The sequence below is a fragment of the Streptomyces sp. NPDC013187 genome (genome assembly GCF_042899705.1).
GTDB lineage: Bacteria > Actinomycetota > Actinomycetes > Streptomycetales > Streptomycetaceae > Streptomyces > Streptomyces hawaiiensis_A.
The window spans coordinates 280,786-302,908 of the sequence record NZ_JBIBAF010000007.1; the positions used below are offsets into that span (position 1 = coordinate 280,786).

Genomic DNA, 22,123 nt, shown 5'->3' on the forward strand with positions numbered 1-22,123 from the left:
CGAAGCGGTCAGCCAGGACGCTGGACTCGCGAGTTGCCCCATGCAAGGGCAGTTTCGGGTGGCAGGGTGGGCATAGGTCCTGGGGTCCAGGGGGCGGAGCCCCCTGATACTCAAGCCGAAGCCGGCGGATACATCGACCGCGGCAGTTGTGAGGCCGCCGACGCGTCCAGCAGCCACAGGGTTCGGCTCCTGCCGTACGCGCCCGCCGCCGGAGCCTGGATCTCTCCCGCTCCCGAGAGGGCGATCGCCGCCGCCTGGGCCTTGTCCTCGCCCGCGGCCAGGAGCCATACCTCACGGGCCGCCCGGATTGCCGGCAGCGTCAGCGTCACCCGGGTGGGTGGCGGCTTGGGCGCGCCGTGGACGCCGACGACCGTACGCTCCGTCTCACGCACCGCCGGCAGTTCCGGGAACAGCGACGCGACATGCGTGTCCGGCCCGACCCCCAGCATCAGCACGTCGAACGTGGGCACGGGCCCGTGGTTCTCCGGGCCCGACGCCGCTGCCAGCTCCTCCGCGTAGGCGGCCGCCGCCGCGTCCACGTCGGTGCCGTGCGGCCCGTCCGACGCGGGCATCGCGTGCACCCGCTTCGGATCGAGCGGCACCGAGTCGAGGAGAGCCTCCCTCGCCTGGGTGACGTTGCGCTCGGGGTCGCCCTCGGGCAGGAACCTCTCGTCGCCCCACCACAGGTCGAGCCGGCTCCAGTCGATCGCGTCCCGGGCGGGCGCCGCGGCCAGCGCCGCGAGCAGGCCGTTGCCGTTGCGGCCGCCCGTCAGGACCACGGACGCCGAACCCCGGGAGGCCTGTGCGTCCACGATCCTGGTGATCAGCCGGGCCGCCGCGGCCTGCGCCATCAGCTCCTTGTCGCGGTGGACGACCAGCTGCGGTGCCGTACTCACTTCGTCGTCGCCTTCCGTACCGGTTCCAGCGCGGGCGGTTCCTGCCTCACCGGTTCCTCCGCCGTCGCTTGTGCAGCGGGTGCTTTCGCAGCCGCTTCAACGGGAGCGGGGAGGGCGAGTCGTGCTCGCCCGTCACTTTTGGGCTCTCCGCGCTCTCCTTTGGCGACCGAGTCCCCGGGGACCCGCGGCGCCGGAGCCGACAGGGGCGACTTCAGCCGGTCCACCCCGTACCGCAGCGCCGACGCGTACGTGTCGTCCGGGTCCAGCCGCCTCAGCTCCTCCGCCATCAGCTCGGCGGTCTCCCTGCGCTTGAGCGCCACGGCCCGGTCCGGCTGGCCCTCGATGGAGAGCGTCGCCAGAGAGCCGTCGGCCCGGTCCAGCTTGATCGGCCCGCAGCTGGTGTCCATCCGGACCGCCGTCAGACCGGGGCCGCTGGACAGCGAGCGCTTCACGGGGACGTCCAGCCGGTCCGCGAGCCACATCGCCAGCAGCTCGCAGCTCGGGTTGAACTCCTCGCCCTCCACCTCGACGGCCCGGACCTCGCAGGCGACCTGGTCGAGGGCCGCCGCCAGCATGGAACGCCAGGGCGTGATGCGCGTCCAGGACAGGTCCGTATCGCCGGGGGTGTAGGTCCCCGACCGGGTCGCCAGGTCCCGGACCGGCTGCTCGGAGGCGTACGTGTCGGTGACGCGGCGCTGCGCGAGGGCGCCCAGCGGGTCCTTCGCCGGGTCGAGCGGCGCGTTCACCGGCCACCACACCACCACCGGGGCGTCCGGCAGCAGCAGCGGCAGCACCACCGACTGGGCGTGCTCCGCGACCTCGCCGTACAGCCGGAGCACGACCGTCTCGCCGGTGCCCGCGTCCGCGCCGACCCGGACCTCCGCGTCCAGACGGGACTGCGTGCGGTCGCGGGGCGAGCGGGAGACGCGCTTGATGACCACCAGCGTGCGCGAGGGATGCTCGTGCGCGGCGTCGCTCGCGGCCTTCAGCGCGTCGTAGGCGTTCTCCTCGTCCGTCACGATGACCAGCGTGAGCACCATGCCGACCGCCGGTGTACCGATCGCGCGGCGGCCCTGCACCAGGGCCTTGTTGACCTTGCTGGCCGTGGTGTCCGTGAGGTCTGTCTTCATGGCCGGCGCCAGCTCCGTCCGTGTCGCTCGAGCATTTCGTCCGCCTCGACGGGCCCCCAGGTACCGGCCTGGTACTGGGCGGGCTTGCCGTTCTTGTCCCAGTACTCCTCGATCGGGTCGAGGATCTTCCAGGACAGCTCGACCTCCTCGGTGCGCGGGAAGAGGTTCGAGTCCCCGAGGAGAACGTCCAGGATCAGACGCTCGTACGCCTCCGGGCTGGACTCCGTGAAGGACTCGCCGTAGGCGAAGTCCATCGACACGTCCCGGATCTCCATCGACGTGCCGGGCACCTTCGAGCCGAAGCGGACCGTGACGCCCTCGTCCGGCTGGACGCGGATGACGATCGCGTTGGAGCCGAGCTCCTCGGTGGCGGTGGAGTCGAAGGGGGAGTGCGGGGCCCGCTGGAAGACGACCGCGATCTCCGTCACCCGGCGGCCCAGCCGCTTGCCGGTGCGCAGATAGAAGGGGACGCCCGCCCAGCGGCGGTTGTCGATCTCCAGCTTGATCGCGGCGTAGGTGTCGGTCTTCGAGGAGGCGTCGATACCGTCCTCGTCGAGATAGCCGATCACTTTCTCGCCGCCCTGCCAGCCGGCCGAGTACTGGCCGCGCACGGTGTCCCGGCCCATGTCCTTCGGCAGGCGCACGGCGCCGAGTACCTTCGTCTTCTCGGCGGCCAGCGCGTCCGCGTCGAAGGAGGCCGGCTCCTCCATGGCCGTCAGGGCCATCAGCTGGAGCAGGTGGTTCTGGATGACGTCACGGGCGGCGCCGATGCCGTCGTAGTACCCGGCCCGGCCGCCGATGCCGATGTCCTCGGCCATGGTGATCTGCACGTGGTCCACGAGGGACCGGTTCCAGATCGGCTCGAACATCGTGTTGGCGAAACGCAGCGCCAGGATGTTCTGGACGGTCTCCTTGCCCAGGTAGTGGTCGATGCGGAAGACCTGCTCCGGGGCGAAGACCTCGTGGACGACCTTGTTGAGCTCCTCGGCCGAGGCGAGGTTGTGACCGAACGGCTTCTCGATCACCGCGCGCCGCCAGGAGCCGCCCGTCTGGTCGGCCAGCTGGTGCTTCTTCAGCTGCTGGATGACCACGGGGAAGGCCGACGGCGGCACCGACAGGTAGAAGGCGAAGTTGCCACCCGTGCCCTGTGCCTTGTCGAGCTCCTCGATGGTGGAACGCAGCCGCTCGAAGGCGTCGTCGTCGTCGAACGTGCCCTGCACGAAGCGCATGCCCTGGATGAGCTGCTGCCAGACCTCCTCGCGGAAGGGCGTGCGGGCGTGTTCCTTGACCGCGTCGTGCACTTCCTGCGCGAAGTCCTCGTGCGCCCACTCACGGCGGGCGAAGCCCACCAGCGAGAAGCCCGGCGGCAGCAGACCCCGGTTGGCGAGGTCGTACACGGCGGGCATGAGCTTCTTGCGGGACAGGTCGCCCGTGACGCCGAAGATGACCAGGCCCGACGGCCCCGCGATACGCGGGAGCCGTCGGTCCGCGGGGTCACGCAGCGGGTTGCTGCTCGACACCTGTTCAGCCCTCCGAGGGGGCGAGGCGCTTGAGCTCGGCCTCGGTCGACTTCAGCAGGTCGGTCCAGGACGCCTCGAACTTCTCGACGCCCTCCTCCTCCAGGAGCTGGACCACGTCGTCGTACTTGATCCCGAGCTTCTCGACCGCGTCGAGGTCGGCGCGCGCCTGCTCGTACGTGCCGGCGACGGCGTTGCCGCGGATCTCGCCCTGCTCCTCCGTGGCGAACAGGGTCGCCTCCGGCATGGTGTTCACCGTGTTCGGCGCGACCAGCTCGTCGACGTACAGGGTCGGCTTGTACGCCTTGTCCTTCACGCCGGTGGACGCCCACAGCGGACGCTGCTTGTTGGCGCCCGCCTTCTCCAGGGCGCTCCAGCGGTCCGAGGAGAAGACCTCCTCGTACGCCTGGTAGGCCAGCCGGGCGTTGGCGACGCCGGCCTTGCCGCGCGCGGCCTTGGCCTCGTCGGTGCCCAGCGCGTCGATCCGCTTGTCGATCTCGGTGTCCACGCGGGACACGAAGAACGAGGCCACGGAGTGGATCTGCGACAGGTCCAGGCCGCGCTCCTTGGCCTTCTCCAGGCCCTCCAGGAACGCGTCCATGACCAGGCGGTAGCGCTCCAGGGAGAAGATCAGCGTGACGTTGACGCTGATGCCCAGGCCGATGGTCTCGGCGATGGCCGGGATGCCCGCCTCGGTCGCCGGGATCTTGATGAGCGTGTTGGGCCGGTCCACCAGCCACGCGAGCTGCTTGGCCTCGGCGACCGTCGCCCGGGTGTTGTGCGCCAGGCGCGGGTCGACCTCGATCGAGACCCGGCCGTCCTGGCCGCCGGTGGCGTCGAAGACCGGGCGCAGGATGTCGGCGGCGTCACGGACGTCCGCCGTCGTGATCATGCGGATGGCCTCTTCGACGGTGACCTTGCGGGCGGCGAGGTCGGTCAGCTGCGTGTCGTAGCCGTCGCCTTGCGAGATCGCCTTCTGGAAGATCGACGGGTTGGTGGTGACGCCCACGACGTGCTGCTGGTCGATCAGCTCGGCGAGGTTGCCGGACGTGATCCGCTTGCGCGACAGGTCGTCCAGCCAGATCGCCACGCCTTCCTCGGAGAGGCGCTTGAGTGCGTCTGTCATGGAAATTCCATCTCCTACGTGTCGTATATGAGCGTCAGCGCTGAGCTGCGGCGATCGATTCCCGCGCGGCCGCGGCCACGTTCTCGGGAGTGAAGCCGAACTCGCGGAAGAGGACCTTGCCGTCGGCCGAAGCACCGAAGTGCTCCAGGGAAACGATGCGGCCGGCGTCCCCCACGTACTTGTGCCACGTGAGACCGATACCGGCCTCCACCGCGACACGGGCGCGGACGGACGGCGGCAGGACGCTGTCCCGGTACCCCTGGTCCTGCTGCTCGAACCACTCCACCGACGGCATGGACACCACGCGCGTGGGTACGCCGGCGCTCTGGAGCTGCTCGCGCGCCTCGACGGCGACGTGCACCTCCGAGCCGGTGGCGATGAGGATGACGTCGGGCTCGCCACCGTCGGCCTCGAACAGGACGTAACCGCCGCGCGCGGCATCCTCGTTGGGCTCGTACGTCGGCACACCCTGACGCGTCAGCGCCAGACCGTGCGGCTGCCCCTTGCCGAACTCCTTCGTCCAGCGCTTGAGGATCTCGCGCCAGGCGATGGCGGTCTCGTTGGCGTCGGCCGGGCGCACCACGTTCAAACCGGGGATCGCGCGCAGCGACGCCAGGTGCTCGACGGGCTGGTGCGTCGGGCCGTCCTCACCGAGACCGATGGAGTCGTGCGTCCACACGTACGTCACCGGCAGGTGCATCAGCGCCGACAGCCGCACCGCGTTGCGCATGTAGTCGGAGAACACCAGGAAGGTGCCGCCGTAGATCCGGGTGTTGCCGTGCAGCGCGATGCCGTTCATCTCCGCGGCCATCGCGTGCTCGCGGATACCGAAGTGGATCGTGCGCCCGTACGGGTCCGCCTCCGGCAGCGGGTTGTCCGCCGGGAGGAAGGAGCTGGTCTTGTCGATCGTGGTGTTGTTGGAGCCGGCCAGGTCGGCCGAGCCGCCCCACAGCTCGGGAACGACCGCGCCGAGGGCCTGGAGGATCTTGCCGGAGGCGGCACGCGTGGCCACGCCCTTGCCGACCTCGAAGACCGGGATCTTCTCCTCCCAGCCCTTGGGCAGCTCGCCCTTGGCGACGCGGTCGTACTCGGCCGCGCGCTCGGGGTTGTTGTCCCGCCACTGCTGGTACGCCTTCTCCCACACCGCGCGGGCCGCCTGGCCCCGCTCCAGCGCCTTGCGGGTGTGCGTGATGACCTCGTCGGAGACCTCGAAGGACTGCTCCGGGTCGAAGCCCAGCACCCGCTTGGTGGCCGCGACCTCGTCGTCGCCGAGCGCCGAGCCGTGCGCGGCCTCGGTGTTCTGCGCGTTCGGGGCAGGCCAGGCGATGATCGAGCGCATCGCGATGAACGACGGCTTGTCCGTGACGGCCTTGGCCTTCTGGATCGCCTCGTAGATCGCGGCCGGGTCCAGGTCGCCGTCGGCCTTCGGCTCCACCCGCTGCACGTGCCAGCCGTAGGCCTCGTAACGCTTGACGGTGTCCTCGGAGACGGCCGTCTCGGTGTCGCCCTCGATCGAGATGTGGTTGTCGTCCCACAGCAGGATCAGGTTGCCGAGCTTCTGGTGGCCCGCCATCGAGGACGCCTCGGCGGAGATGCCCTCCTGGAGGCAGCCGTCACCGGCGATGCAGTAGACGAAGTGGTCGAACGGCGACTCGCCCTCGGCGGCCTCCGGGTCGAACAGGCCGCGCTCGTAGCGGGCGGCCATCGCCATGCCGACCGCGTTGGCGACACCCTGGCCGAGCGGCCCGGTCGTCGTCTCCACACCGGTCGTGTGCCCGTACTCGGGGTGGCCGGGGGTCTTCGAGCCCCAGGTCCGGAAGGACTTCAGGTCGTCCAGCTCCAGGCCGAAGCCGGCCAGGTACAGCTGGGTGTAGAGGGTCAGGGACGAGTGGCCGGCGGACAGCACGAAGCGGTCCCGTCCGACCCAGTCGGCGTCCGCCGGGTCGTGCCGCATCACCTTCTGGAAGAGGGTGTAGGCGGCAGGCGCCAGGCTCATCGCCGTACCCGGATGGCCGTTACCGACCTTCTGTACGGCATCGGCGGCCAGGACACGCGCGGTGTCGACGGACCGCTGGTCCAACTCGGTCCACTCGAGGTCTGTGGTGGTCGGCTTGGTGCTCACCCTGGGTCAGGGCTCCTCTCCACATGTCGGATGCCGGTGTATCGGGGCGCCCACCGGCCGCAGTCGAGCCTACCCCCGTGGGACGTGCGTTTTTTCGAGTCACTCCAGAGTGCCGGGACCGATCCCGATCCGCTTCCTGACTGGGCCGTACCGCATTCGACAGGTGAATACGGAGCCGCTCATCCGGGTGCTCAATCGAGCTTGGGCGCGCCCTTCGGAAGGTGCCCGCCAACACGACCCGACCCCCGCGAATGTCCGAGTCTGGGCAACGTCTAAAGTGGCGTGGTACGCGCGAGCCTTTACCGGGACTTCACAGCGGTGAGGCTTGCTGGGATGTCTCTGTAGGGGTGTGCGTGACGGCCGTTGAATCCCGTCCAGCGGGGATGACCGGGGCGGACCAGAGCCCGGCCCACCGGCCGCTCGGGGCCCGTGTCATGGCATTCGTGGCTCTCACCAAGCCGCGGATCATCGAGCTTCTGCTGATCACGACGGTGCCGGTGATGTTCCTGGCGCAGCAGGGCGTGCCCGACCTGACGCTGGTGCTGCTGACGTGCCTCGGCGGCTACCTGTCCGCGGGCGGCGCCAACGCGCTCAACATGTACATCGACCGCGACATCGACGCGCTCATGGACCGCACCTCGCAGCGCCCGCTGGTCACCGGCATGGTCAGCCCGCGCGAGTGTCTGGCCTTCGGCATCACGCTGGCCGTCGCCTCGACGCTGCTGTTCGGCCTCACCGTGAACTGGCTGAGCGCCTGGCTCGCCCTCGGCGCGCTCCTCTTCTACGTCGTCGTCTACACGATGATCCTCAAGCGGCGTACCTCGCAGAACATCGTGTGGGGCGGCATCGCCGGCTGTCTGCCGGTGCTGATCGGCTGGTCCTCGGTCACGAACTCGATGTCGTGGGCGCCCGTCATCCTCTTCATGGTCATGTTCTTCTGGACACCGCCGCACTACTGGCCGCTGTCCATGAAGGTCAAGGACGACTACGCGCGCGTGGGTGTGCCGATGCTGCCGGTGGTCGCCTCCAACAAGGTGGTCGCCAAGCAGATCGTGATCTACAGCTGGGTCATGGTCGCCGTCTCGCTGCTGCTGACCCCACTCGGCTACACCGGCTGGTTCTACACCTCGGTGGCCCTGCTGGCGGGCGGCTTCTGGCTCTGGGAGGCGCACGGCCTGCAGAACCGTGCGAAGGCGGAGGTGACGGGCGCGAAGCTGAAGGAGATGCGCCTGTTCCACTGGTCGATCACCTACGTGTCGTTGCTCTTCGTGGCGGTCGCGGTCGACCCGTTCCTGCGCTGACACCCCGACGTACGTCACACCGCCCCGCCCTCGCGAGCCGATCTACCCGTGAGTAGCATCCTGGTCATGGCAGAGACGCAGCAGGCAGACCCCAAGGCCGAGCGCAAGGCGGCCCGGCTGGCCCAGCAGATCAGCTCCTTCTCCAAGGCCCACGGCGGCGCCGAGGGCCAGGTCGCCTACCTCGGCGAGCGCGGCGCCCGCATCGTCCTGGTCGGCGAGGACGGCAACTGGGGCGACCTGGTCGCCCCCTCCTACGAGATCGCCGAGAAGGCCGTGGAGAAGGCGGGCATCACCCGCCACGAGTCCTTCGACGGCGAATTCGCGGCGAAGGTCAAGACGGGCCCCTACGAGTGGTCGCGGATGGCGGGCATCCAGGTGGGCGGCCCCAAGAACGGTTGAGCAGTCGGCCCAGGGGCGCGGGGAACTGCGCGAGTGACCACATCCGGTCCGCAGCCGCCCGCTGACCCGCACCCCCCTCCGGTACCGCGACCTTCACCCCGGTTCACCCGTTAGGACCCTTGAGAACAACAGGGTCCACACCGGGAGGCCCGGATGATCGAAACGCCGTCACTGGTGGACCAGTACTGCCACGGAGTGCTCCGCACGGAGCTGGGCCTCGGCACCTTCGAGGCCCACCTCAGCCGCACCGAGGGCCCACCCGCCCCCGGCACCACCCTCTTCGACACCCAGACCGGCTTCGCCGTGCGGCGCTGGTGCCCGCCCCTGCTCGGCCTCGAACCCCACTGCGCACCCGCCCGCTACCTGGCCCGACGCCGGGAGCTGGGCGTCCTGGAGTCCGGCCGCCGCCTCCTGCGCGGCAGCGGCATCACGACGTACCTGGTCGACACCGGCCTCCCCGGCGATCTGACCGAGCCCGGCGAGCTGGCCAGCGCGGGTGCCGCCCAGGCCCGCGAGATCGTGCGCCTGGAACTCCTCGCCGAACAGGTCGCCGACACCTCCGGAACCGTCGACTCCTTCCTCGCGAACCTCGCCGAGTCGGTACACACGGCCGCGGCGAACGCCGTCGCCTTCACCTCGGTCGTCGGCGTACGGCACGGCCTCGCGCTCGCGCCGGAGCCGCCCGGGCCGGGGGAGGTGCGCGGCGCCGTCGGCCGCTGGCTCACCGGGCGAGGCGTCGGCGGGGAGCTGAGCGACCCGGTGCTGCTACGGCATCTGCTGTGGAGCGCGGTCGCCTCGGGGCTGCCGCTCCAGCTGCACGCGGGCCTGGGCGCACCGGGCCTGCGGATCGACCGTACGGATCCGGTGCTGCTGACGGACTTCGTACGGGCCACCGCCGGGCTCGGCACGGACCTGGTGCTGCTGCACGGCTACCCCTACCACCGGCAGGCGGCCCATCTCGCCGGTGTCTTCCCGCACGTGCACGTCGACTGCGGCGCCGCCCTGGTCCGCACGGGAGCCCGGGCCGCCACCGTCCTCGCGGAAATCCTGGAGCTGGCCCCCTTCGGCAAGATCCTCTTCTCCACCGGTGCGCAGGGCCTGCCCGAACTGCACGTGGTGGGCGCCCGTCTGTTCCGCGAGGCCCTCGGGCGGGTGCTCGGCACCTGGGTCGCCGAGGGCGCCTGGTCACTGGGTGACGCGCAGCGGGTGGCGGGCATGCTGGCGTCGGGGAACGCGCGCCGGGTGTACGGGCTCGACTAGGCCTTGGCCAGGGTGGCCTCGGCGGTGGGACCGGGCAGGTCCACAGCGGCCTCGGGCCGCTCGCGCAGCGACAGCACCACCCGCAGCACCCAGATCCACATCACGGCCGAGCCCAGCATGTGCAGGCCCACCAGGACCTCGGGCAGGTCCGTGAAGTACTGGACGTAACCGATGACGCCCTGCGCGAGCAGGATCAGGAACAGCTCGCGGGTGCGGTTCAGCGGGCTCCTCGGTGCGTCGACCGCCTTGAGGACGAACCACAGGGCGAACGTCAGCGTCACCACGATCCACGCCAGCACGGCGTGCAGCTTGCTCACCGTCTCCCAGTCGACCGGCATCCGCTCGACCTCGCTGGAGTCGCCCGCGTGCGGGCCCGCGCCGGTGACGACCGTGCCGACCAGGATGAGCAGGACGGCCGCCGCGGTCAGGAACCACACCAGCTGCTGCACGGCCTTGCCGACCAGCGGACGCGGCGCCGCGTCGCCCTCGCGGGTGCGCTGCCACATCACCGTGGCCACCGCGATGAGCGCCGACGTGGCTACGAAGTGGGCCGCGACCGTGTACGGGTTGAGACCGACCAGCACCACGATGCCACCGAGCACCGCGTTGCTCATCACGATCCAGAACTGCGCCCAGCCCAGCCGCACGAGGCCCTGCCGGTACGGCTTCTGCGAGCGCGCGGCGATGATCGCCCAGCCGACGGCCGCGCACAGCACGTACGTCAGCATCCGGTTGCCGAACTCGATGGCGCCGTGGAAGCCCATCGCGCTGGTGGCGGTGAGCGAGTCGTCGGTGCACTTGGGCCAGGTCGGGCAGCCCAGGCCCGAGCCGGTCAGCCGTACGGCGCCCCCGGTGACGACGATGAGCACCGACATCAGCAGCGCGGAGAGGGCCGCGCGCCGGACCGTCCGGGGTTCCGGGGTCCAGCGCTCGGCGATGAAGGCGAGCGGGTTGCGCAGGGCGGCCTGGGCGTCGGCGCGGGTCACGTTTGGCACGCGAACCATCGTAGGCCGCCGCTTGTGCATACGTTCACGAGGGTCCGTCACAGGACACCGTCCCTACTCCCAGCGGAAGAACTTCCCGGCCGCAGCCAGCCCCACGATGCCCCACACGGCAAGGATCCCGAGGTCGCCCCAGGGCATCCCGGCGCCGTGCTGGAGCACGTCCCGCAGCCCGTCGGACAGCGCCGCGATGGGCAGCAGGCCGAGGACGTCCTGCGCGCCCGGGGGGAACTTGTCGAGCGGCACGACGACCCCGCCGCCCACGAGCAGCAGCAGGAACACCAGGTTGGCCGCGGCCAGCGTCGCCTCGGCCTTCAGCGTCCCGGCCATCAGCAGGCCCAGGCCCGAGAAGGCCGCCGTGCCGAGGACCAGGAGCAGCAGCACGGCGAACGGGTTGCCGTGCGGCGACCAGCCGAGCGCGAAGGCGATCACCGTCAGCAGGATCACCTGGAGCACCTCGGTGACCAGGACGGACAGCGTCTTCGCCGTCATCAGGCCCCAGCGGGGCAGGGGCGAGGAGGCGAGCCGCTTCAGCACGCCGTAGCGGCGCTCGAAGCCGGTGGCGATGGCCTGGCCGGTGAACGCCGTCGACATCACCGCGAGCGCGAGGATGCCGGGCGCGAGGAAGTCGACCGCTTCGCCGGCGCCGGTGTCGACGATGTCCACGGTGCTGAAGAGCACCAGGAGCAGGGTGGGGATGACGACGGTCAGCAGCAGCTGCTCGCCGTTGCGCAGCAGCATCTTCGTCTCGAGCACGGCCTGGGCCGCGATCATGCGGGGGAGGGGCGCCGCGCCGGGCTTCGGCGCGTAGGTCCCCGTGCCGGTGGCGGTCATGAGCGCAGCTCCTTGCCGGTGAGCTCCAAGAAGACGTCTTCGAGAGTGTGCCGCTCCACCGAGATCTTCTCCGGCATCACGCCGTGCTGGGCGCACCAGGAGGTGACCGTCGCCAGCAGTTGCGGGTCGACCTTGCCGGTGACCCGGTAGGAGCCCGGTGTCAGCTCGGCGGCGGAGCAGTCGGCGGGCAGGGCTTTGAGCAGCGAGCCCACGTCCAGGCCCGGCCGCCCCGAGAAGCGGAGCGTGTTCTCCGCGCCGCCCCGGCACAGCTCCTCCGGGGAGCCCTGGGCGATGACCCGGCCCGCGTCGATGATCGCCACGTCGTCCGCGAGCTGCTCGGCCTCGTCCATGTAGTGGGTGGTGAGGATGACGGAGACGCCGTCGGCCCGCAGGTCCCGCACGAGGTCCCAGGTGGCGCGGCGGGCCTGCGGGTCGAGTCCGGCGGTCGGCTCGTCGAGGAAGACCAATTCCGGCCGCCCGACCACGGCCATGGCCAGCGCGAGCCGCTGCTGTTGCCCGCCGGACAGCCGGCGGAACGTCGTACGGCCGCAGGAGCCGAGGCCCAGGCGCTCGATCAGCGCGTCCACGTCCAGGGGGTGCGCGTGCAGCCTGGCGACGTGGCGGAGCATCTCGTCGGCCCGGGAGCCCGAGTAGACACCGCCGGACTGGAGCATCACGCCGATGCGGGGCCGCAGGTCCCCGGACTGTCTCACCGGGTCGAGGCCCAGGACGCGCACCGTGCCGGAATCCGGCTTCCGGTACCCCTCGCATGTCTCGACCGTGGTCGTCTTGCCCGCCCCGTTGGGGCCGAGCACGGCGGTCACGCCCGTCCGGGCCACCAGGTCGAGCCCGTCCACCGCGGTCTTCGTGCCGTACCGCTTCACCAGGGCCTGGACCTGGATCACGGGCTCACTTCGCATGGGTCCAAAGTCTAGGGAGGCGGGCCGGACCTCAGACCGGCGGGTGGAGGAATTCCTCATCACGGGGCCGGTGGACCGCCAGCCACCGTTCGGCGTAGGCCACCGCGTCCGCCACCGGGAACAGCCGCGCCTCGGCCGCGCCGACCTTTCCGCGCACGACGGGCCGGTCCCGTTCGAAGTCGTAGCCGAGCTCGTCGAAACGGTCCGAGCTGATCGACACCTCGGTGACCGTCTCCCAGCCCTCCGGCCCCGGCCGGCCCACGGCGACGCGCGGGGACGGGATCCGGTACTCGGCGAGGTGGAAGCTCGTGCAGGAGGCGTAGCCGGCGCCGAGCAGCAGCACCCGGGCACCCATCGCCTCCAGCTTCGCCAGCGGACTGCGCTCACCGAGCCGGCAGTCGGGCGCGTGCCCGTCGAGCACCTCCGCCGCGCGGGGGCCGAGCGCCGCGAACGAGGTCTGCGGATGCGCGCTGCGCAGGGCGCCGGGCCAGGTGCGCACGGTCTCGGGGACGACGCCGACCCCGCGGCTGGGTGTGATCCGCGGGTCGTAGGCGGGCATGGTGGCGCGGATGGCCGCCCACCATTCCGGTGGGACCGGCGGGTTGCTCCACAGGGCCGGGTCGGACAGGTCGCCGGTCTGGGTGGGAACCACGAGCGTGCCCTCCGTGCCGAGTGCGTCGAGCAGTCCTCGTACGACCGCGACGGCGCCGCCGTTGACCCATCCGAGCGCGCTGAGCGAGGAGTGCGCGAGGAGGGTCTCGCCGGGCCGCACGCCGAGCTCGCGGAGCTGGGTCCGGAGCGTCTCGCGGGTGACAAGAGGGCCGGTCGGAGGCGGTGTGGGCATGGTTGTGGAGTGTCCCCGATACGGCTGACGCATGCCACCCGTTTGATCGATCAGAGATCGTTTCCGCAGGTCGGATTAGGTTTACCTAAGTGACGCAGGGCACCGTCGGGTGCCGCATGCGCGGCTTGCCCGGTCCGGAAGAATTACGCAACAATGGCGTTGTGAAAAACGTCGGCGAGGCACCCCACGAGGAGCTGGCGACCGGGGAGCGGTCCACCCGCAACCGAGTCGCCCGGTCCATCCTGGACCACGGCCCCTCGACCGTCGCCGAGCTCGCCGAGCGGCTGCGCCTCACCCAGGCGGCCGTGCGCCGGCACCTCGACGCCCTCACGGGCGACGGTGTCGTGGAGGCGCGCGAGCAGCGGGTGTACGGCGCGCGGACCCGTGGCCGGCCGGCCAAGGTGTTCGCCCTGACGGACTGCGGCCGGGACGCCTTCGACCAGTCCTACGACACGCTCGCGGCGGACGCCCTGCGCTGGATCGCCGACCGCGAGGGCGGCAACGAGGCGATCGCCGCTTTCGCCCGCGCCAGGATCGCCGCACAGGCGGGCGCCTACCGCCGGGCGGTCGAGACCGCACCGCCCGAGAAGCGGACCGAAGCACTGGCCAAGGCCCTGAGTGCCGACGGGTACGCTGCTACGGCGCGCAACGCGCCCCACCCGCAGCAGGGTGAGCAGCTCTGCCAGCACCACTGCCCGGTCGCCCACGTCGCCGAGCAGTTCCCGCAGCTGTGCGAGGCGGAGACGGAATTCTTCGCCGAGCTGCTCGGTACACACGTACAGCGGCTCGCCACCATCGCGCACGGCGACGGCGTCTGCACGACGTTCATCCCCAAGATTTCCCACAACGCATCTGCAAGCACGGCCGGGAGGAACCCCGCATGACTCTCCCCACGGAGACTGCCCACCCCGAGCTGGAGGGCCTGGGCAAGTACGAGTACGGCTGGGCCGACTCCGACACGGCCGGCGCCTCTGCCAAGCGCGGCATCAACGAGGACGTCGTCCGGGACATCTCCTCCAAGAAGAGCGAGCCGGAGTGGATGACCAAGCTCCGCCTCAAGGGCCTGCGCCTGTTCGAGAAGAAGCCCATGCCGAACTGGGGCTCCGACCTCTCCGGCATCGACTTCGACAACATCAAGTACTTCGTGCGCTCCACGGAGAAGCAGGCGGAGTCCTGGGAGGACCTGCCCGAGGACATCAAGGCCACGTACGACAAGCTCGGCATCCCCGAGGCGGAGAAGCAGCGCCTCGTCGCCGGTGTCGCCGCGCAGTACGAGTCGGAGGTCGTCTACCACCAGATCCGCGAGGACCTGGAGGAGCAGGGCGTCATCTTCCTCGACACCGACACCGCGCTGAAGGAGCACCCGGAGCTCTTCAAGGAGTACTTCGGGACCGTCATCCCCGTCGGTGACAACAAGTTCGCGTCGCTGAACTCCGCCGTGTGGTCGGGCGGTTCCTTCATCTACGTGCCGCCGGGCGTCCACGTGGAGATCCCGCTCCAGGCCTACTTCCGCATCAACACCGAGAACATGGGCCAGTTCGAGCGGACCCTGATCATCGTCGACGAGGGTGCCTACGTGCACTACGTCGAGGGCTGCACCGCCCCGATCTACAAGTCGGACTCGCTGCACTCCGCGGTCGTCGAGATCATCGTCAAGAAGAACGCCCGCTGCCGCTACACGACCATCCAGAACTGGTCGAACAACGTCTACAACCTGGTCACCAAGCGCGCCGTCGCCTACGAGGGCGCGACCATGGAGTGGGTCGACGGCAACATCGGCTCCAAGGTGACGATGAAGTACCCGGCCGTCTACCTGATGGGCGAGCACGCCAAGGGCGAGACCCTGTCCATCGCCTTCGCGGGCGAGGGCCAGCACCAGGACGCCGGCGCCAAGATGGTCCACATGGCCCCGAACACCTCCTCCAACATCGTCTCCAAGTCGGTGGCGCGAGGCGGCGGCCGCACCTCCTACCGCGGTCTCATCGAGATCGGCGAGGGCGCCCCGGGCTCCAAGTCGAACGTCCTGTGCGACGCGCTGCTGGTGGACACCATCTCCCGCTCGGACACCTACCCCTACGTGGACGTCCGCGAGGACGACGTGTCCATGGGCCACGAGGCGACCGTCTCCAAGGTCTCCGAGGACCAGCTCTTCTACCTGATGAGCCGCGGCCTGAGCGAGGACGAGGCCATGGCGATGATCGTGCGCGGCTTCGTCGAGCCCATCGCCAAGGAGCTCCCCATGGAGTACGCGCTGGAGCTCAACCGGCTGATCGAGCTGCAGATGGAGGGCGCGGTCGGCTGACCCGCCCCCTCGACAGCAGACGTCCCCCTCAGGAAAGAGAGCACTACGACAGCCATGGCTGAGGCCCAGAACATCCCGGTGGGCTCGACCACCGCCGGCTCGATCGCGGTCGCCGCGGAGTCGACCGTCGCCACGCGCATGAGCGCGCCCCCCTCCTTCGACGTGGCGGACTTCCCCGTCCCGCACGGCCGTGAGGAGGAGTGGCGGTTCACCCCGCTGGAGCGCCTGCGCGGCCTGCACGACGGCACCGCCGTCGCGAACGGCAACGGCGTGAAGGTCGACGTCCAGGCCCCCGAGGGCGTCACGGTCGAGGCCGTCGGCCGCGACGACGCCCGGCTCGGCAAGGCCGGCACCCCGGTGGACCGCGTCGCCGCCCAGGCCTACTCGGCGTTCGAGAAGGCCGGAGTCGTGACCGTCCCCAAGGAGACCGTCCTCACCGAGCCCATCCGCATCACGGTGCACGGCGAGGGCGGCACCGCCTTCGGCCACCAGGTGATCGAGCTGGGCGCCTTCGCCGAGGCCGTCGTGGTCATCGACCACACCGGTGACGCGGTGCTCGCCGCCAACGTCGACTACCTCCTGGGCGACGGCGCCAAGCTCACCGTCGTCTCCGTCCAGGACTGGGACGAGAAGGCCGTCCACGTCGCCCAGCACAACGCGCTGGTCGGCCGCGACGCCTCCTTCAAGTCGGTCGTCGTCACCTTCGGCGGCGACGTCGTCCGGCTGCACCCGCGCGTGCAGTACGCCGGCCCCGGCGGCGAGGCCGAGCTGTTCGGCCTGTACTTCACCGACCAGGGCCAGCACCATGAGCACCGCCTCCTGGTCGACCACAACGTCCCGCACTGCAAGTCGAACGTCGTCTACAAGGGCGCGCTCCAGGGCGAGGACGCGCACGCCGTGTGGATCGGCGACGTGCTCATCGAGGCCAAGGCCGAGGGCACGGACACGTACGAGATGAACCGCAACCTGGTCCTCACGGACGGGGCGCGCGTGGACTCCGTACCGAACCTCGAGATCGAGACCGGCGAGATCGTCGGCGCCGGACACGCCTCGGCGACCGGCCGCTTCGACGACGAGCAGCTCTTCTACCTGATGGCCCGCGGCATCCCGGAGCACGAGGCCCGGCGCCTCGTGGTCCGCGGCTTCTTCGCCGAGCTGGTCCAGCAGATCGGCCTCCCCGACATCGAGGAGCGCCTGATCGCCAAGATCGAGGAGGAGCTGGAGGCGGCGGTCGCATGACCTTCGTACGCGCCTGTGGACTGGGCGAGCTGGAGGAGGACACCCCGAAGCGGGTGGAACTCGACGGCACGCCCCTGTCCATCGTGCAGACCGAGGGCGAGGTGTTCGCGATCCACGACATCTGCTCGCACGCGAACGTCTCCCTGTCGGAGGGCGAGGTCGACGACTGTCACATCGAGTGCTGGCTGCACGGCTCGCGCTTCGACCTCCGTTCCGGCAAGCCCGACGCCCTCCCGGCGACGCGCCCCGTCCCCGTTTACCCCGTACAGATCGATGGGGACGACGTGCTCGTCTCCCTCACCCAGGAGTCCTGAGGCATCCATGGCAACGCTTGAAATCCGAGACCTGCACGTCACCGTCGAGGCCGACAACGCCACGAAGGAGATCCTCAAGGGCGTCGACCTCACCGTGAAGCAGGGCGAGACGCACGCCATCATGGGCCCCAACGGCTCCGGCAAGTCGACCCTCGCCTACTCCCTCGCGGGTCACCCGAAGTACACGATCACCGGCGGCACCGTCACCCTCGACGGCGAGGACGTCCTGGAGATGTCCGTCGACGAGCGCGCCCGCGCCGGCCTGTTCCTCGCGATGCAGTACCCGGTCGAGGTTCCGGGTGTCTCCGTGTCGAACTTCCTGCGCACCTCCGCCACCGCCATCCGCGGCGAGGCCCCCAAGCTGCGCACCTGGGTGAAGGAGGTCAAGGAGGCCATGGAGCGCCTCAACATGGACCCCTCCTTCGCCGAGCGCAACGTCAACGAGGGCTTCTCCGGCGGTGAGAAGAAGCGCCACGAGATCCTCCAGCTGGAGCTCCTCAAGCCGAAGATGGCGATCCTCGACGAGACCGACTCCGGTCTGGACGTCGACGCCCTGCGCGTCGTGTCCGAGGGCGTGAACCGCGTCCGCGAGACGGGCGAGGTCGGCACCCTGCTGATCACGCACTACACGCGCATCCTGCGCTACATCAAGCCCGACTTCGTCCACGTGTTCTCCGCCGGCCGGATCGTCGAGTCCGGCGGCGCCGAGCTCGCCGACAAGCTGGAGAACGAGGGCTACGAGGCATACACGAAGGGTGGCGTATCCGCGTGACACTGCTGCCGGGCCTCCTCGACACCGAGGCGATCCGCAAGGACTTCCCCATCCTGGACCGCCAGGTCCACGAAGGCCGGAAGCTCGTGTACCTGGACAACGCGGCGACCAGCCAGAAGCCGCGCCAGGTGCTGGACGCCCTGAGCGAGTACTACGAGCGCTACAACGCCAACGTCCACCGCGGTGTGCATGTGCTCGCCGAGGAGGCCACGGCGCTGTACGAGGGCGCGCGCGACAAGGTCGCGGCGTTCATCAACGCGCCCTCGCGCGACGAGGTGATCTTCACCAAGAACGCCTCGGAGTCGCTCAACCTCGTGGCGAACATGCTGGGCTGGGCCGACGAGCCCTACCGCGTGGACTCCGAGACCGAGATCGTCATCACGGAGATGGAGCACCACTCCAACATCGTGCCGTGGCAGCTGCTCGCGCAGCGCACGGGCGCGAAGCTGAAGTGGTTCGGCCTGACCGACGACGGCCGCCTCGACCTGTCGAACATCGACCAGGTCATCACGGAGAAGACGAAGATCGTCTCCTTCGTGCTGGTCTCCAACATCCTCGGCACCCAGAACCCCGTCGAGGCGATCGTGCGCCGCGCCCAGGAGGTCGGTGCGCTGGTGTGCGTCGACGCCTCCCAGGCCGCGCCGCACATGCCGCTGGACGTGCAGGCGCTCCAGGCCGACTTCGTGGCCTTCACCGGCCACAAGATGTGCGGCCCGACCGGCATAGGCGTCCTCTGGGGCCGCCAGGAGCTGCTGGAGGACCTGCCTCCGTTCCTCGGCGGCGGCGAGATGATCGAGACGGTGTCGATGCACTCCTCGACGTACGCCCCGGCGCCGCACAAGTTCGAGGCGGGCACGCCCCCGATCGCCCAGGCGGTCGGTCTCGGCGCGGCGATCGACTACCTCGACTCGATCGGCATGGACAAGATCCTCGCCCACGAGCACGCGCTCACCGAGTACGCGGTCAAGCGGCTGCTGGAGGTCCCCGACCTGCGGATCATCGGCCCGACCACGGCCGAGGAGCGCGGCGCGGCGATCAGCTTCACCCTCGGCGACATCCACCCGCACGACGTGGGCCAGGTCCTCGACGAGCAGGGCATCGCGGTCCGGGTCGGCCACCACTGCGCGCGGCCGGTCTGCCTGCGCTACGGAATTCCTGCGACCACGCGAGCGTCGTTCTATCTGTACTCCACGCCGGCCGAGATCGACGCACTGGTCGACGGCCTGGAGCACGTACGGAACTTCTTCGGCTGAGGGGCGTGCTAGACGGTGAAACTGGACTCCATGTACCAGGAAGTCATCCTGGACCACTACAAGAACCCGCACGGGCGGGGCTTGCGGGATGGCGACGCCGAGGTGCACCACGTCAACCCGACGTGCGGTGACGAGATCACGCTGCGCGTGAAGTACGACGGCACCACGATCGAGGACGTCTCGTACGAGGGCCAGGGCTGTTCGATCAGCCAGGCGAGCGCGTCCGTACTGAACGACCTCCTCGTCGGCAAGGACCTCTCCGACGCGCGGAAGATCCAGGAGACCTTCCTGGAGCTGATGCAGTCCAAGGGGAAGCTCGAACCCGACGACGCGATGGAGGACATCCTGGAGGACGCGGTCGCGTTCGCCGGGGTGTCCAAGTACCCGGCCCGGGTGAAGTGCGCCCTGCTGAGCTGGATGGCCTGGAAGGACGCGACGGCCCAGGTGCTGGGCGGAGCCGACGCCGAGAAGGAGACGACGGCATGAGCGAGACCGTTGAGATGAAGCCGGCCTCGGAGGAAGAGGTCCGTGAGGCGCTGTACGACGTCGTCGACCCCGAACTGGGCATCGACGTCGTCAACCTCGGCCTGATCTACGGCATCCACATCGACGACGCGAACATCGCGACGCTCGACATGACCCTGACCTCGGCGGCCTGCCCGCTGACGGATGTCATCGAGGACCAGGCGAAGTCCGCCACGGACGGCCTCGTGAGCGAGCTGCGCATCAACTGGGTCTGGATGCCCCCGTGGGGCCCCGACAAGATCACGGACGACGGGCGCGAGCAGCTGCGGGCTCTCGGCTTCAACGTCTGAGATCCGCTGACGCGACTGAGGGCGGCACCCGGTGCGGGTGCCGCCCTCACGCATGCTCAGCGCAGCCCGGACACGATCTGGAACGAGGCGTCCGAGTAGTACTGGTGACTGTTCTCGAGGGGGTCCAGGCGGAGCTGGAAGTTGCGGTGGCGCAGGAAGCGGCCCGGGTAGTTGACCGACTCCAGCGTGAGCGTTCCGGACCGGGACCAGACGCGCGGGCAGAACGTGGCGTCCTGACGGAACAGGGACGAGCCGTCGTTGCGGTCGGCGACCAGGACGAAGCTGCGGTGGCGGAGGTAGCGGCCGTCCGCGGTGGTGAAGGAGTAGCAGGAGGAGTCGGAGAGGCCGGCGACGCGCTGGAAGGTGGCGTCCTCGCGCTGCTCGGAGCCCGAGCCGATCTGGTCGAGGCGCACATAGCCGTCGCGCACCCGCCAGTAGCGGTCGGGGAAGTTGACCGCGCGTATGGATATGCCGGTGACGGCCGGGGGCTTCGGGCGCTTCGACGGGGCCGTGGAGCCCTTCGGCGGCTTCGGGGCCTTCGGCTGGGGCTTCTTCGGGCTCGGTGAGGCCGTGGGAGCGCTGGTGCTGGGTGTGGGGGACGGCTCGGCGCGGTCCGCGCCGGGCTTCGCCGCGCCACTCTTGGAGGGAGTCGCGAAGGAGATCAGGCCGCCCGGGGCCGAACTGCTCAGTGTGTTCGGCTCGGCCGCCCGGTGACCCGGCTCCTTGGACTCGCTGTTCATCACGGTGACGGCTGTGACACACGCGGTGATCGTCGCCAGGGCCAGCGCACCCGCCAGCCAGAGCCGTCGTGTCCCCGGTGCCCGGGTGGTGTCCAGGGCCCAGCCGCTCTCCCAGGGGCGGTCCTGCGGCGGCCGGGACTTGTCTGCTGCCATGCGCTGTTCCTCCGGCGGGGCACCCTTGACGGCGGCGCAGTTGTGGTGACCCGGTGTTTGATCGGTGACACCGTAGTGGACGTCCGAGGCGCCTGTGACTCGTTTGTTGAGAGCGGTTTCTCTCCGTTGCGAGAGCGGTTTCCGCTCGTGATCAAGCTGCGTTGTGTACGGCCGTACAGATGGTTGTGTACGCTCGTACATATGGGATATCTGCTGCTGGCCGGGGCCATAGCCGCCGAAGTCGGTGCGACCACCGCCATGAAGTACAGCGACGGCTTCACCAGGCTCGGGCCGTCGCTGGTCACGGTCCTCGGGTACGTCGTCTCCTTCGCGCTGCTCGCGCAGACCCTCAAGACCGTCTCGGTCGGCACGGCCTACGCGATCTGGGCCGGGGTCGGCACCGCCGCCATCGCCACGATCGGGTTCGCGTTCCTGGGAGAGGGGATGACCGTCGCCAAGGCCGCCGGGATCGCGCTGATCATCGCCGGGGTCGTGGTGCTGAACCTGGGCGGAGCCCACTGATGGCCCGGCGCCACGACCCCGAGCGGCGGCAGCGGATCATCGACGCGGCGATCCGGGTCGTCGGGGCGAAAGGGATCGCCGGGCTGACCCACCGCAGTGCGGCCGCCGAGGCCGATGTGCCGCTCGGTTCGACGACGTACCACTTCAAGACCCTCGACGAGCTGCTGGTCGCCGCGTTGCGGCAGGCCAACGAGGGCTTCGCCAAGGTGATCGCCTCGCGCGGCGGCCTGGAGGGCCCCCGCATCGATCTGGCCGCCGCACTCGCCGCCTGGATGGGGGAGTGGCTCGCGGGCGACCGTGCCGGGGTGGAGCTGGAGTACGAGCTGTATCTGGCCGCCCTGCGCCGGCCAGCCCTGCGGCCCGTCGCCGCCGAGTGGGCCGCGGACGTCGCCGAGCTGCTGTCCCGGCGTACCGACCCCGTGACCGCCCGGGCGCTGGTGGCGGTCGTCGACGGCATCTGCCTCCAGGTCCTGCTGACGGGGGTGCCCTACGACGAGGAATACGCCCGGGAGATGCTGGGCCGGGTGCTGGCCGGGGGTCGGGGGTGACGCCGACGGGCCTTGGGGGAGGGTGTCCGTAAGGGCTGTCCGTGCTGCTGAAGGACGCTTTCGCCGAGCGGATACCGCCCGTCCCGTGAGACGCCCGCGCACGGGTTCGCATCGA

23 protein-coding genes are annotated in these 22,123 nt (G+C 70.0%); 13 read left to right on the forward strand and 10 right to left on the reverse strand.

From position 1 onward, the window contains the following. Positions 1-110 precede the first annotated feature (110 nt). From pgl to tkt, 5 genes are read right to left on the reverse strand one after another with little or no spacing between them, the layout of a single operon-like run. On the reverse strand, positions 111-896 hold the full coding sequence (gene pgl, locus ACFY5B_RS16890) for a 6-phosphogluconolactonase (protein ID WP_389969629.1): 786 nt from the start codon (positions 894-896) through the stop codon (positions 111-113). Then, positions 893-2,026 carry a glucose-6-phosphate dehydrogenase assembly protein OpcA gene (gene opcA, locus ACFY5B_RS16895; protein WP_389969631.1) on the reverse strand — a complete coding sequence of 378 codons (1,134 nt, stop codon included), beginning with the start codon at positions 2,024-2,026 and terminating at the stop codon, positions 893-895. The genes pgl and opcA overlap by 4 nt, the downstream gene beginning before the upstream one ends. Beyond that, a complete protein-coding gene (gene zwf / locus ACFY5B_RS16900; RefSeq protein ID WP_389969632.1) occupies positions 2,023-3,546 on the reverse strand; it encodes a glucose-6-phosphate dehydrogenase in 1,524 nt (507 codons plus the stop codon). Before zwf ends, opcA begins: the two co-directional genes overlap by 4 nt. 4 nt (positions 3,547-3,550) lie before the next feature. Further along, positions 3,551-4,669 (reverse strand): transaldolase, encoded by a 1,119-nt coding sequence (gene tal / locus ACFY5B_RS16905; protein ID WP_389969634.1) that lies wholly within the window; start codon positions 4,667-4,669, stop codon positions 3,551-3,553. Between the two features lie 34 nt (positions 4,670-4,703). Beyond that, positions 4,704-6,791, reverse strand: coding sequence for a transketolase (tkt, locus tag ACFY5B_RS16910; protein WP_389969636.1), 2,088 nt, complete (start codon positions 6,789-6,791; stop codon positions 4,704-4,706). Between the two features lie 383 nt (positions 6,792-7,174). Between tkt and ACFY5B_RS16915 the strand changes: the two genes are divergently transcribed. The 3 genes from ACFY5B_RS16915 to ACFY5B_RS16925 all read left to right on the forward strand — a co-directional run bounded on the left by ACFY5B_RS16915 (position 7,175) and on the right by ACFY5B_RS16925 (position 9,751). Next, on the forward strand, positions 7,175-8,092 hold the full coding sequence (locus tag ACFY5B_RS16915) for a heme o synthase (RefSeq protein WP_389969638.1): 918 nt from the start codon (positions 7,175-7,177) through the stop codon (positions 8,090-8,092). Between the two features lie 66 nt (positions 8,093-8,158). Further along, a complete protein-coding gene (locus tag ACFY5B_RS16920) occupies positions 8,159-8,491 on the forward strand; it encodes a hypothetical protein (protein WP_389969640.1) in 333 nt (110 codons plus the stop codon). Positions 8,492-8,644: 153 nt separating this feature from the next. Beyond that, complete coding sequence (locus ACFY5B_RS16925; protein ID WP_389969642.1) at positions 8,645-9,751, forward strand: amidohydrolase family protein; 1,107 nt, start codon at positions 8,645-8,647, stop codon at positions 9,749-9,751. Here ACFY5B_RS16925 and ACFY5B_RS16930 read toward each other — a convergent pair. Genes ACFY5B_RS16930 through ACFY5B_RS16945 form a run of 4 tightly spaced genes read right to left on the reverse strand, consistent with a single transcriptional unit; the run spans position 9,748 to position 13,350 of the window. Further along, positions 9,748-10,755, reverse strand: coding sequence for a heme A synthase (locus ACFY5B_RS16930; protein WP_389969644.1), 1,008 nt, complete (start codon positions 10,753-10,755; stop codon positions 9,748-9,750). The genes ACFY5B_RS16925 and ACFY5B_RS16930 overlap by 4 nt on opposite strands. A gap of 54 nt (positions 10,756-10,809) precedes the next feature. Beyond that, the gene (locus tag ACFY5B_RS16935) at positions 10,810-11,586 is read right to left on the reverse strand and encodes an ABC transporter permease (RefSeq protein ID WP_389969645.1); all 777 of its coding nucleotides are present in this window, start codon (positions 11,584-11,586) and stop codon (positions 10,810-10,812) included. Next, the gene (locus tag ACFY5B_RS16940; protein ID WP_389969647.1) at positions 11,583-12,506 is read right to left on the reverse strand and encodes an ABC transporter ATP-binding protein; all 924 of its coding nucleotides are present in this window, start codon (positions 12,504-12,506) and stop codon (positions 11,583-11,585) included. Before ACFY5B_RS16940 ends, ACFY5B_RS16935 begins: the two co-directional genes overlap by 4 nt. 31 nt (positions 12,507-12,537) lie before the next feature. Beyond that, entirely contained in the window at positions 12,538-13,350 is an 813-nt protein-coding gene (locus tag ACFY5B_RS16945) for an aminoglycoside N(3)-acetyltransferase (protein ID WP_389969649.1), read from the reverse strand. 161 nt (positions 13,351-13,511) lie between these two features. On the opposite strand from ACFY5B_RS16945, the gene ACFY5B_RS16950 reads away from it, so the two are divergent. The 8 genes from ACFY5B_RS16950 to ACFY5B_RS16985 are packed head-to-tail and all read left to right on the forward strand — an operon-like array spanning position 13,512 to position 20,045. Further along, positions 13,512-14,234, forward strand: coding sequence for a helix-turn-helix transcriptional regulator (locus tag ACFY5B_RS16950; RefSeq protein ID WP_389969651.1), 723 nt, complete (start codon positions 13,512-13,514; stop codon positions 14,232-14,234). Further along, positions 14,231-15,652, forward strand: a complete 1,422-nt coding sequence (gene sufB, locus ACFY5B_RS16955) for a Fe-S cluster assembly protein SufB (RefSeq protein WP_033310787.1) — start codon at positions 14,231-14,233, stop codon at positions 15,650-15,652. Before ACFY5B_RS16950 ends, sufB begins: the two co-directional genes overlap by 4 nt. Before the next feature lie 54 nt (positions 15,653-15,706). Further along, entirely contained in the window at positions 15,707-16,891 is a 1,185-nt protein-coding gene (sufD, locus tag ACFY5B_RS16960; protein WP_389969653.1) for a Fe-S cluster assembly protein SufD, read from the forward strand. Beyond that, entirely contained in the window at positions 16,888-17,205 is a 318-nt protein-coding gene (locus ACFY5B_RS16965; protein WP_030852669.1) for a non-heme iron oxygenase ferredoxin subunit, read from the forward strand. Before sufD ends, ACFY5B_RS16965 begins: the two co-directional genes overlap by 4 nt. Positions 17,206-17,212: 7 nt before the next feature. Continuing rightward, the gene (gene sufC / locus ACFY5B_RS16970; protein WP_389969656.1) at positions 17,213-17,977 is read left to right on the forward strand and encodes a Fe-S cluster assembly ATPase SufC; all 765 of its coding nucleotides are present in this window, start codon (positions 17,213-17,215) and stop codon (positions 17,975-17,977) included. Beyond that, the gene (locus ACFY5B_RS16975) at positions 17,974-19,230 is read left to right on the forward strand and encodes a cysteine desulfurase (protein WP_389969658.1); all 1,257 of its coding nucleotides are present in this window, start codon (positions 17,974-17,976) and stop codon (positions 19,228-19,230) included. The genes sufC and ACFY5B_RS16975 overlap by 4 nt, the downstream gene beginning before the upstream one ends. A 15-nt stretch (positions 19,231-19,245) precedes the next feature. Continuing rightward, positions 19,246-19,716: a Fe-S cluster assembly sulfur transfer protein SufU gene (gene sufU, locus ACFY5B_RS16980; protein WP_033310795.1), complete on the forward strand. Its 471-nt coding sequence runs from the start codon at positions 19,246-19,248 to the stop codon at positions 19,714-19,716. Continuing rightward, positions 19,713-20,045 (forward strand): metal-sulfur cluster assembly factor, encoded by a 333-nt coding sequence (locus tag ACFY5B_RS16985; protein ID WP_028809645.1) that lies wholly within the window; start codon positions 19,713-19,715, stop codon positions 20,043-20,045. The genes sufU and ACFY5B_RS16985 overlap by 4 nt, the downstream gene beginning before the upstream one ends. Positions 20,046-20,101: 56 nt before the next feature. Here ACFY5B_RS16985 and ACFY5B_RS16990 read toward each other — a convergent pair whose 3' ends face one another. After that, complete coding sequence (locus ACFY5B_RS16990) at positions 20,102-20,938, reverse strand: AbfB domain-containing protein (RefSeq protein WP_389969661.1); 837 nt, start codon at positions 20,936-20,938, stop codon at positions 20,102-20,104. Between the two features lie 201 nt (positions 20,939-21,139). Here ACFY5B_RS16990 and ACFY5B_RS16995 point away from each other — a divergent pair, with 201 nt between their 5' ends. Both ACFY5B_RS16995 and ACFY5B_RS17000 read left to right on the forward strand, forming a co-directional pair. Beyond that, positions 21,140-21,460 (forward strand): DMT family transporter, encoded by a 321-nt coding sequence (locus tag ACFY5B_RS16995; RefSeq protein WP_389969663.1) that lies wholly within the window; start codon positions 21,140-21,142, stop codon positions 21,458-21,460. Then, positions 21,460-22,008 carry a TetR/AcrR family transcriptional regulator gene (locus ACFY5B_RS17000; RefSeq protein ID WP_389969665.1) on the forward strand — a complete coding sequence of 183 codons (549 nt, stop codon included), beginning with the start codon at positions 21,460-21,462 and terminating at the stop codon, positions 22,006-22,008. The genes ACFY5B_RS16995 and ACFY5B_RS17000 overlap by 1 nt, the downstream gene beginning before the upstream one ends. Positions 22,009-22,123: the final 115 nt, after the last annotated feature.